8 protein-coding genes are annotated in these 12112 nt (G+C 40.9%); 7 read left to right on the forward strand and 1 reads right to left on the reverse strand.

From position 1 onward, the window contains the following. Positions 1-44 precede the first annotated feature (44 nt). Both BacF7301_RS17870 and BacF7301_RS17875 read left to right on the forward strand, forming a co-directional pair. Positions 45-3179, forward strand: coding sequence for a glycosyltransferase family 117 protein (locus BacF7301_RS17870; protein ID WP_167964928.1), 3135 nt, complete (start codon positions 45-47; stop codon positions 3177-3179). A gap of 14 nt (positions 3180-3193) precedes the next feature. Then, positions 3194-3442, forward strand: coding sequence for a DUF3098 domain-containing protein (locus BacF7301_RS17875; RefSeq protein WP_167964929.1), 249 nt, complete (start codon positions 3194-3196; stop codon positions 3440-3442). Here the strand turns inward: BacF7301_RS17875 and BacF7301_RS17880 are convergent, their stop codons facing one another. Next, positions 3443-4618, reverse strand: a complete 1176-nt coding sequence (locus BacF7301_RS17880; protein ID WP_167964930.1) for a sugar MFS transporter — start codon at positions 4616-4618, stop codon at positions 3443-3445. 203 nt (positions 4619-4821) lie between these two features. On the opposite strand from BacF7301_RS17880, the gene BacF7301_RS17885 reads away from it, so the two are divergent. The 5 genes from BacF7301_RS17885 (at position 4822) to BacF7301_RS17905 (ending at position 12111) form a co-directional block, all read left to right on the forward strand. Next, positions 4822-5373 carry an RNA polymerase sigma-70 factor gene (locus BacF7301_RS17885; RefSeq protein ID WP_167964932.1) on the forward strand — a complete coding sequence of 184 codons (552 nt, stop codon included), beginning with the start codon at positions 4822-4824 and terminating at the stop codon, positions 5371-5373. Positions 5374-5449: 76 nt separating this feature from the next. Continuing rightward, positions 5450-6421, forward strand: a complete 972-nt coding sequence (locus BacF7301_RS17890; protein WP_167964933.1) for a FecR family protein — start codon at positions 5450-5452, stop codon at positions 6419-6421. A 122-nt stretch (positions 6422-6543) separates the two neighbouring features. Continuing rightward, positions 6544-9168 carry a carboxypeptidase-like regulatory domain-containing protein gene (locus BacF7301_RS17895; protein ID WP_167964934.1) on the forward strand — a complete coding sequence of 875 codons (2625 nt, stop codon included), beginning with the start codon at positions 6544-6546 and terminating at the stop codon, positions 9166-9168. A 144-nt stretch (positions 9169-9312) separates the two neighbouring features. Continuing rightward, positions 9313-10413: an MBL fold metallo-hydrolase gene (locus BacF7301_RS17900; protein ID WP_167964936.1), complete on the forward strand. Its 1101-nt coding sequence runs from the start codon at positions 9313-9315 to the stop codon at positions 10411-10413. Between the two features lie 189 nt (positions 10414-10602). Beyond that, on the forward strand, positions 10603-12111 hold the full coding sequence (locus BacF7301_RS17905) for a 4Fe-4S binding protein (protein WP_167967243.1): 1509 nt from the start codon (positions 10603-10605) through the stop codon (positions 12109-12111). The last annotated feature ends 1 nt before the right edge of the window (position 12112 follow it).

Below are 12112 nucleotides of genomic sequence, written 5' to 3' on the forward strand. Positions count from 1 at the left end.
CGCCTCTGTCCTATAACTTTGCAAACAAAAAAAGTTATAGAACAATGAGCAACTTATTATTTAAGAAATGGAACGATTTTGGTGGATGGACGGTCTTTCTGATAGCAGCTTTTGTATATGGAATGACGATTGAGCCTACTGCCAGTTTTTGGGATTGTCCTGAGTTTATTTCGTGTGCGGAGAAGTTACAAGTAGGGCATCCGCCGGGTGCACCTTTCTATATGCTTGTCGGAAACCTGTTCACCCAATTTGCTTCTGATGCTTCGCAGGTGTCTTGGCTGGTCAATTTTTTGAATGCATTGTTGAGCGCCGGTTGCATCCTGTTTCTTTTTTGGAGTATCACCCGATTAGTAAGGTCTTTGATTATAAATGATGAACAGGACTTATCGGCAACAGATGTCATCATCATCCTGGGTTCGGGATTTGTCGGAGCTTTGGCATATACATTCAGTGACACATTCTGGTTCAGTGCGGTAGAAGGAGAGGTCTATGCTTTCTCTTCTTTTCTTACGGCACTCGTGTTCTGGATGATTCTTCGCTGGCAGGATGAATCGGATTCGGTATATGGTGACCGATGGCTTATCCTGATAGCTTATATTATCGGACTTTCTATCGGAGTGCATTTGCTTAATCTGCTCTGTATTCCGGCTATTGTCCTGGTTTTCTATTATCAGAAATATCGGGTAATATCACTTAAAGGAGTAATTGCCGCAATTGCCATATCGGGATTTCTTATCGTATTCATCCTTTTTGTTTATATCCCGGGCATGGCCGATATGGGAGGCTGGTTCGAACTGCTCTTTGTCAACGTGTTCGGACTTCCTTTCCACACAGGATTACTCATCTTTTTAGCTTTAACATTCTTCGCGCTGACAGGAGCTATCTATCGCTTCCGAAAGCGCGTAGTACATACCTCTTTATGGTGTTTACTCATGCTTACCGCAGGCTATACCACCTATGCGGTGATACTGATTCGTGCCAACGCCAATACTCCGCTTAATGAGAATGCACCGGACAATATCTTTACGCTCAAAAGTTATCTGAATCGCGAGCAATATGAAAGCGCCCCGCTGCTTTATGGAAAAACTTACGCTTCCGAACCGGAATATGTGCCCGAAGGTGACTATTACAAAGTAAAAACGACCCAGGGGAGTGCTGTATATCGACCGGATAAAGAAGAAGGCAAATATAAAATAATCCGGTATAAAGAAGATGTATGCTATACTCAAAATATGCTATTTCCCCGAATGTGGAATGAGCGCATGGCTTCTTCCTACAAAAATTGGACAGGAGGCAGCGAAACTGCTCCTACACAAAAAGAAAACCTGACTTATTTCATTTCCTATCAGCTTAATTATATGTATTGGCGTTATTTCTTGTGGAATTTCGTAGGACGGCAAAACGATGTGCAAGGGAGTGGCGAACCGGAACATGGAAACTGGATAACGGGAATCTCCTGGTTGGATAATTTAAGGTTAGGAAACCAAAACTTGTTGCCGGAATCTCTACGCCAGAACAAAGGACACAACGTATTCTACGGAATTCCCTTATTATTAGGGCTATTCGGAATCTATTGGCAATGGAACCGCAACAAGAAAGGTAAACAGCAGTTTAGTGTACTGTTCTTCCTTTTCTTTATGACAGGGTTGGCTATTGTGCTTTACCTGAACCAAACTCCCGGTCAGCCGCGCGAACGGGACTATGCATACGCCGGTTCGTTCTATGCTTTTGCTATTTGGATAGGGATAGGCGCGGCAGGATTATGTGACGCACTCCGCCAGAAAACAACTTCGACAGTGCAAGTCAGCGTATTAATGACGATTTGTTTATTGGTTCCGATACAAATGGCAAGCCAGACGTGGGACGACCATGACAGGAGCGCCCGTTTTACCTGCCGTGACTTTGGGGCTAACTATCTGATGACTCTTCCCGATAAAGGAAATCCGATTATCTTTTGCAACGGAGATAATGATACTTTCCCACTATGGTATAATCAGGACACGGAAGAAGTACGCAGGGATGCTCGTGTCTGCAACCTGAGTTACGCGCAGACCGACTGGTATATTTATCAGCAGCAATGTCCGTTATATGATGCTCCCGGACTGCCTATAAGTTGGAAGAAGAACCAATATCAAGAAAGTAAAAACGAATATGTAGCCGTACGCCCGGAGTTGAAGAGACAAATAGAGGAACTTTACCGGAAGCATCCGGAAGAAGCCCGTGACAGTTTCGGAGAAGACCCGTTTGAAGTGAAAAACATCTTGAAATATTGGGTATTCTCAGAGAAAGAGGAATTTCATGTAATCCCTACGGATACGATTAATATCCGTATTGACAAAGAGGCGGTACTCCGTTCGGGAATCATGCTTCCCAAAGCAATCCGTCATCTGAAAGGAGAAGAATTGAAAAAGGCGATACCGGATAAACTTTGTATCCCTTTAAAAGATGTACGTATGCTGACTAAAGTCGATTTACTCATGCTGGAAATGCTTGCCAACTGTAATTGGGAACGTCCGCTTTATCTGGCAATTTCCGTAGGGAGTATCAGCAAACTGAAGTTTGACGATTACTTTGTACAGGAAGGATTAGCGTTCCGCTTTACTCCTTTTGATTATAAGAAGTGGGGAGATGCCGGTGAGAACAGGCCATATGCAGTAGATGTGGAGAGACTTTATGACAATGTAATGAACAGATATAAATATGGTGGGCTGGATACTCCCGGACTTTATTTGGATGAAACAACCTTGCGTACATGTTGGTATCATCGCAGACTTTTCGCGCAACTTGCCAAAGAACTAATAGCGCAAGGAGACAAAGTGCGTGCAAAGAAAGTACTCGCCTATGCGGAACAGGCTGTTCCGGCATATAATGTGCCCGAAACACATGGAAGCGGCTCTTATGAGATAGCAACAGCCTATGCCGCATTAGGTGAAAAAATGAAAGCGATACCCCTGACAGAACATTTGATAACCGAAGCGGAAGATTATATTAACTGGGCTTTTTCATTAAGAGGAAACCGCATAGAAATGGTTCGTAATGATTGTCTATACAAGTTCTGGCAATGGAATAAATATAATGAACTCTTGAAGAAGATAGACGAAGAGAAATATAAAGAAAGCAACCAACGGCTTGAAGATAAATATGCGCTATTTGCTCCAACCATGAATTACAAAAACTAAAGCGAAAGAAAAATATGAAATCAAAGATGATGAAACAGAAAGAGACAGAAATAGTATTTAGCAGAAGAAATTACATGATTCTGTTAATCGGTTCGGTAGTGATTATAGCAGGATATCTGCTCATGAGCGGCGAGGGGAGTACCCCTGCCGCTTACAATCCTGACATATTCAGCGGATTGCGTATAAAGGTAGCTCCCATAGTATGTCTGGCAGGATATTTGATGAATATATTCGGTATCCTGTACCGCTCCAAGCGGAGTTGATTATTTCAATGTTTTCCATGCGTACATCATCACCACAATAAATGAAAGTAACGGAACAATGAATGAGAAAGACATTGAACTCTGGTCTGCTACATATCCCATTAGCAAGGGGCCGACAGCCCCGCCAATGGGCGACATCATTAAATAGGAAGATGCACGCTTGGTATGATTACCCAGTCCCCGCAATGAAAGTGCAAAGATAGTAGGGAACATGATTGCCTCGAAAGCATAACCCAAGAAAAGAGCTATCAGTGATATAATCCCCAGATTCAGTACTATCAAGGAACTTGTTACGACCGTGCCGACAGCACAAAAGAACAACACTTTCTCCGCCCGTATCTTCCGCATCACCCAGCTACCGGCAAATCGTCCGCACATAAACAATCCCAGACCACCAAATGAAAGGACTACGGAAGCGTCACGGGCATTCATCCAGCCGTCATCTACTACGTAATTAATAAAGAAACTGTTAATAGAGATTTCCGCAATTTCATAACAGAATAAAGCCACGATACCGAAAATGAAAAGCTTATGCGACCATAGCCCACGTGCTTGTCCTTGATTATCAGCATCTTCTTCATGAACAATCTCCGGCAAACGGACTTTAGAGAAAACTAAAGCGACTGCCAGGACAAGAATTCCCATTAATGTATATGGTAATGAGATATTCGAATTCCCTTCTTCCGAGAACAATAATAAACCGCCTATAAGCGGCCCGCAGATACAGCCTAATCCGTTAAATGATTGTGCCAAGTTTAATCGGCTGGCGGCAGTTTCCCGTTCACCCAATTCCGTCATATAAGGATTGGCGGCTGTCTCCAAAAATACCAGACCGCAGGCTATGACAAACAGGGAGAAAAGGAAGAACTGAAACGACATCCAGTATTCACCAGGAATAAAAAGCAGCGAACCGGCACCATAGAGCAACAAACCGAATACTACTCCTTTACGATAACCATATTTATTGATGAACAATCCGGCAGGGATAGCCATAACGAAATATCCTAAATAAAACATGACCTGTACCCATGCCGAATGAGCACGGCTTATATTCATTACATCTTGGAAATGCTTGTTCAACACATCTAAAATAGCATGTGCAAATCCCCATAGAAAGAAAAGGGAAGTGACCAGAATAAAAGGAATCTGATATTCCTTCTTGACTAATTTCTGCATAGTGAGTTTATTAAAAAAAGAGCGTTCTTTGCTTCCGGGGCACAAAGATAGGCAAAATGACGATAAGATGTTCATATCAGGATATTGCTTTTACAAAAAAGAATAATAAGTAACTTTACATCTTAATTTTTTCCAAAAGAGCGTGTTTACAAACTAAATAATTACTTCTTTTGCCTTCATTAAAAATGAAAGCCCGAAATAATATGAATAACAGTATTGACATAAAAACACTTGAAGCCTTTCAGAACGGAAACCACAAGGCTTTTGAAACTGTTTTTGTGGCTTATTACAATAAAACAAAGGCTTTCATCGACGGATATATTAAATCAGAAACGGATGCCGAAGAGTTGACTGAAGACTTGTTTGTCAATCTTTGGATTAATCACAGCTCTATCGACGCTTCCAAATCATTTAATGCCTATCTGCATACCATTGCCAGAAATGCAGCTATCAACTTCTTAAAACATAAGTATGTACATGATGCCTATCTGAATGATAAGCAGGATATAGAGTATAGCTCTACTTCCGAAGAAGACCTTATAGCCAAAGAATTGGGAGTATTGATAGATGATGTGGTGAAGAAAATGCCGGAACAGCGAAGAAAGATTTATACATTAAGCCGTAATGAAGGATTAAGTAACACAGAGATTGCAGAACGCCTGAATACGACCAAAAGAAATGTAGAAAGCCAGTTAAGCCTTGCCTTAAAAGAGATACGAAAAGTGATTTCCTGTTTTCTGTTGTCCTTAATCTAACTTTTTCGATAAAAATATAGATTTTCTTATTGAGCTTTTTGCTGTCAAGTTGTATATATAGTAAAGTACAGCAAAAATGGAGAATAACAATATAGCAAGAATTATAAGAAAGTTCCTTTCTTCCCGTTTTCCTTCAGAAATGGAAGAAAAAGTTCAGAAATGGCTTATTAAGGAGAAAGATACACAGGCTAAAGAAAAAGCCTCGTTGGACTACTGGAATGAACTGGAGATAAAAGCCGATTCAAATACTTATACCGCATTGGAACGGGTTAATCTAAGAATCGGATATAATAAGGAACATCTTAAAAATATAGTATCATACCGAAAGTTTACTCGTGTTGCCGCCATTATTATTCCATTATTTTTGCTGGTAGGATTCTTTCTGTATAGCCTCTCTGCCGGAAATGAATTGATAGAAGTTACCGCTGCCTATGGAGAACAAAAGCGTCTGCTGCTGTCGGATAACTCTGAAATATGGCTTAATGCAGGAAGTACCATTACATATCCCGAAACTTTTGCAGAAGACAAGCGTCTGGTAACTCTTGACGGTGAAGCCTATTTTATAGTCAGCAAAGATACAACGAAACCTTTTATCGTAGAAACTTCCCAACTTTCCATAAAAGTGCTCGGCACTAAATTCAATGTAAGAGCCTATGCTGACGATGAACGAATCAGCACTACCTTAACCAGTGGTAAAGTAGAAGTAAATGTCCGCTCCCAGCTTCCGCGAATACTTCAACCGAATGAACGGCTGATATATGATAAAGGTACGTCACACATAGATATATCAACAGTAGAAAGCATAGATACGGATAGTTGGATAAAAGGAAGATTGGTTTTTACCAACGCTACTGCCGAAGAAATATTCCGGGCTTTGGAAAGACGATACAACACTACTATTGAAAATACGCTGTCTATACCTGCCACCAGAAGATATACCGTCAAATTCCTGAAAGATGAAAATCTGAATGAAATGCTAAATATACTGGCAGATATAATCGGCTTTACTTACCAACAGAATGAAAACAAGATAATAATAACCAAATAATAAAACAGCCTATGAAGAAAAAGAACCGGGAAGCAGCTTGAGACCCTCTCCCCGGTTCTGAAATGTCTATCCTCATTAAACAAGTGACGTAAAATGAAGTATCAACATACAAATATAGAATAATGAATCGAATAAATACAAATAAACAGCTGGGTAAACTAGCCATTTTTTTATTTTTTACTTTTCTCTTTCTCACGGCCATTGCACAGAATAAGGAAAAGAAAATTACCATATATCATAAAAGTATCTCATTAAAAGATGCTTTTGCACAAATAGAAACACAGACCGGATATAGCATTGCTTATGAACAATCAAATTTGGATATAGAAAAGAAGCGATCCTTGTCTATTAAAAATACGACTATCGACAAAGCTCTGACTCAACTATTGAAAGGAACCGGATATGTATATAAAATAACCGGATACCATATTATCATCTCCCTGCCGGACAACAAACCTAAACCCGTCAACGAAAATACACAAAAACTGACTCAAACCATAAGAGGAATCGTTGTAGATTCCAAAACCAATACGCCTATAGAATATGCTTCTGTCTGCATAGTAGACGAGCCTTTATTGGGAAGTTCCACGGATAGCCGGGGAAATTTCCGTATTCATAATGTCCCGATAGGACGTTATAATATTCAGGCATCTTTTATGGGATACCAGACAAGGATTATCAGCGAAGTGTCCGTTACTTCATCCAAAGAAGTATATGTGGAAATACCTGTTGATGAAAGTGTACAGGACTTGGCAGAAGTTCTTGTGAAACCGGAAATTAAGAAAGACCGGACGGTGAATCCAATGGCAATCACCGGAGGGCGCATGATTAGTATAGAAGAAGCTTCCCGGTTTGCCAATGGTTTCGATGACCCTGCACGATTAAGTTCTGCATTTGCGGGAGTAGCGGGGGATGTCGGTACAAATGCTGTTGCTATCAGAGGAAACTCCCCGCAGTTCACCCAATGGAGACTGGAAGGTGTTGAAATTCCTAATCCTACTCATTTTGCTGATATATCAGGTTTAGGAGGTGGATTTCTCTCCGCATTAAGTACACAAGTTATCGGTAACTCCGATTTTTATAATGGAGCTTTTCCAGCGGAATATAATAATGCTTTATCCGGTGTTTTCGATATGCATCTGCGCAATGGAAATAATCAAAAGTATGAGCACACTTTTCAGGTTGGACTGATGGGAATAGATTTGGCTTCAGAAGGGCCTGTCAATAAAAAACGGGGAAGTTCCTATCTTATTAACTACCGATTTTCTACTACCTCACTGGCAACGGGTAATGACATCAATCTTAAATATCAGGATTTAGCTTTTAAACTTAACTTCCCTACGCGCAAAGCGGGAACTTTCTCGATTTGGGGATTGGGATTGATAGATAGAAATAAGTCTGAAAGGCTGGAACGTTCTGAATGGGAAATAATGGGAGATCGCCAGTCGGGAGAGAACAAAATGGATAAATCGGCAGGAGGACTGACACATCAATATAGTATAAATGAGAATACTTATATCCGTTCATCTCTGTCTGCCACGTATTCCAAAGACCATACGATGGTAGAACAACAAACTGATGACGATTTAATAGTCAAGGTAGGGGATATTCAAAACAGTAAATGGGATATTGTGCTTAATTCCTTCTTAAATAAGAGATTCAGTGCAAGACATACTAACAGGACGGGTATCACAGTTACCGGACTTAGATATGACCTTGATTATAAAGTCAGTCCTTACTTCGGGTTAGACAAGCCAATGGAACAGATTTCCAAAGGCAGCGGAGAAAGTACTGTATTTTCAGCTTACAGTAGCTCCGTTATTAATTTGAGTAATCAATTGACAACTAGCCTGGGAGTTAACGCCCAATATTTCACTTTAAACGACAACTGGTCTGTAGAACCACGTGTAGCATTGAAATGGCGTCCCAATCCTAATCATTCCTTCGCCGTAGCATACGGATTGCATAGTCGCCGGGAAAAACTGGACTACTATTTTGTTGAGAAAGAGATAAATGGCAAGACAGCATCCAACAGATACTTGGATTTCTCCAAGGCTCATCATTTCGGACTTACGTATGATTGGAATATTAACCAGAATCTGCATCTGAAGATAGAACCTTATTACCAATATCTGTACCATATACCGGTTGAGGATAATTCTTCCTTCTCAATCATTAACCATGAAGAATTTTATTTGGATAAGATTCTGACGAACAAAGGAACAGGCAGAAATTATGGTATAGATATTACATTGGAGCAGTATATGAAAGATGGGTTCTATTATATGGTTACAGGCTCTTTGTTCAAATCAAAATATAAGGGCGGGGATGGTATATGGCGCAATACCCGGCTGGATAAAAGTTTTCTGTTGAATTTACTTGCCGGAAAGGAATGGATGGTTGGTAGACTGAAGCAGAATGTATTAAGTATTAATGGGCGTTTATTTTTTCAGGGAGGAGAACGTTACACTCCCGTTGACGAAGAAAAATCTATGGAGGAACATGACATCGTATTTGATGAAAGCAAAGCATATAGTAAAAGATTCAATCCTGCTATAAACGGTGATGTTTCTATCAGCTTCCGTATTAACAAGAAAAGGGTTTCCCATGAGTTCTCTTTGAAGATTCTGAATGTCGGTATGCGCACCGGAATACATTTCTATCAATATAATGAAAGAACAAATATTATTGAAGAAAAAGAAGGAACAGGTCTGATTCCCAACATCAGCTACAAGATTTATTTCTAAACAACTATTCTTTGTACAAATAGGCTGGCACTAACATTCAACGCGTTTCAGTAATTATGGTATAATAATCTGTAATATATATACTACCCACTTTTCTAAATCCCTGTATATTTGCTGCGTGAAATAATTTAGCTACTTAATTATATGCGTATTATATTCAAGAAATTCAGAGCACGTATGATCATAGGATGTATATTAGTTATAATAGCGTTGTTGGCTGTGTCAGTCTTTATTTTTATCAACCAGCCCAGCTTTGGCCGGACGCCCCGTGGCGAACGGCAGGAAAGAGTACTGAAATCTCCCAATTACAGGAACGGAGCATTTCAGAATCAGCATGAGACGAAATTAATGACTTCGGACAGGGGACGTTTCGAAGGTATTTGGGAATTTATTTTCAGAAAGATAGACGGGCTGCGCCCCGACCAGCCTGTCAAGGCAATAAAGACTGACTTACGGAAGATAGACCGTGATAAAGAAGTATTAGTTTGGTTCGGGCATTCTTCTTATCTCATTCAGACGAGCGGAAAGCGGGTATTGGTCGATCCCGTATTTTGCATGGCTTCTCCTGTCTCTTTCGTCAATAAGCCATTCAAAGGAACAGATATTTACCAGCCGGAAGATATGCCGGATATTGATTATCTGATAATCAGCCACGACCATTGGGATCATTTGGATTACAACACAGTCAAGAAGTTAAAAGACCGGATTGGAACAGTGATTTGCCCGTTAGGTGTCGGCGAGCATTTCGAGTACTGGGGATTCGATAAAGAGCGTATTGTCGAACTCGATTGGAATGAAGATACGAACCTGGCTGACGGTTTTAATATCTATTGTCTGCCTGCCCGTCATTTCTCCGGTCGTGGACTTTCTGCCAACCAGTCACTTTGGGCTTCTTTCTTATTGATAACTCCCGCACAGAATATATTTATAGGCGGAGACGGGGGGTATGATACTCATTTCGCGGAAATTGGCGAACGTTTCCCGGATATAGATCTGGCTATTCTCGAAAACGGGCAGTACAATGAAGAATGGAAATATATTCATCTAATGCCGCAGTATATGGCACAGGCTGTAAGGGATTTGAAGGCTAAAAGAGTTTTAACTGTACATCATTCTAAATATGCGTTGGCAAAACATCGTTGGGATGAGCCGTTGAAGAATGAGGAGGATATGAAAAAGAAAGATTCTCTGGATGTACTGATGCCGGAGATTGGAGAAGTAATGAAGCTGAACGCTGAAAAATAATTATTATAGAACTGCCTGTCAACATCAATTAGTTGTATTGACAGGCAGCTTTATGTTAAAAGATAAGAATCTGTAATTTTGGTATAACATTCGGTAATATATATAGTTAATAACCGAATCTATCTACCTAAATTTGCATCGGTAAAGGAATCAATTTAAAACTACTATAATTTGAAAAATAATAAATTTATGCTGCGTACTATCAGACTTACAGCCGCCATTGTGTGCTTCACGCTTATTACCTTGCTGTTTCTCGACTTTACGGGTACATTGCACATTTGGTTCGGATGGTTGGCGAAAATACAGTTTTTGCCGGCTTTATTAGCCTTGAACATAGGTGTCGTATTGTTTCTTGTCCTGCTCACTTTTCTTTTCGGGCGTATCTATTGCTCAGTCATTTGTCCGTTGGGAGTATTTCAGGATATTGTTTCCTGGGTATCCGGCAAGCAAAAGAAGAACCGTTTCCGTTATTCACCCGCAATGAAATGGTTGCGGTATGGTGTTTTAGGAGTGTTTATTATTATGATGGTTGCCGGATTGAACTCTCTGGCAATTCTGATAGCGCCTTATAGTGCATACGGACGGATAGCTTCCAGTCTCTTTGCACCGGTTTGGCAATGGGGAAATAACTTGTTGGCATATTTTGCCGAGCGAATGGATAGTTATGCCTTTTATGAGGTAGATGTTTGGATGAAAAGCTTTTCTATACTAATTATTGCTGTGGTTACTTTTATAGTCCTCGGCATTTTGGCATGGCGCAATGGACGTACCTATTGCAATACAATTTGTCCGGTAGGCACTGTATTGGGGTTTATATCCAGATATGCCATCTTCAAACCGGTAATCGATACTTCCAAATGTAACAGTTGTGGTTTGTGTGCCCGCAACTGCAAAGCATCATGCATCAATCCGAAAGCTCATGAAATTGATTATAGTCGTTGTGTGGCTTGTATGGACTGTATAGGAAAATGCAAGCATGGAGCTATCAGATATACACGGCGGACTCTTGAAAAAGCAACGGTCACAACAGAAAATATGCAAACGAAGTCCGTTACTGCGGAACAAGTGGACAATGCCCGCCGTAGTTTTCTTTCAGCATCAGCAATCTTTGCGACGGCTTCTGTCTTGAAAGCACAGGAAAAGAAAGTGGACGGAGGACTTGCCACTATTGAGGACAAAAAGATTCCTGAACGGGAAAATCCGATTTATCCGCCGGGGGCGCTGAGTGTACGTAATTTTACGCAGCATTGCACTGCCTGTCAGTTGTGTGTTTCCGCATGCCCGAACCAAGTGTTGCGTCCTTCAGATAATTTGATGACTTTGATGCAGCCTGAGATGTCCTATGAACGCGGATATTGTCGGCCTGAATGTACCAAATGCTCGGAAGTTTGTCCGGCTGGCGCCATTCATCCGATTACTACGGCTGATAAATCGGCTACTCAAATCGGTCATGCCGTATGGATAAAGGAGAATTGCGTACCACTGACAGATGGTGTAGAGTGTGGTAACTGTGCCCGCCACTGTCCGACAGGAGCCATTCAAATGGTGGCTTCCGAACCTGAAGCACCGGAGTCTCCAAAGATTCCGATAGTGAATGTGGAGAAATGTATTGGTTGCGGAGCTTGTGAGAACCTTTGCCCGTCCCGTCCGTTTAGCGCCATTTACGTGACCGGACATCAGATGCACAGAGTTATTTGAT

The sequence above is a fragment of the Bacteroides faecium genome (assembly GCF_012113595.1).
GTDB lineage: Bacteria > Bacteroidota > Bacteroidia > Bacteroidales > Bacteroidaceae > Bacteroides > Bacteroides faecium.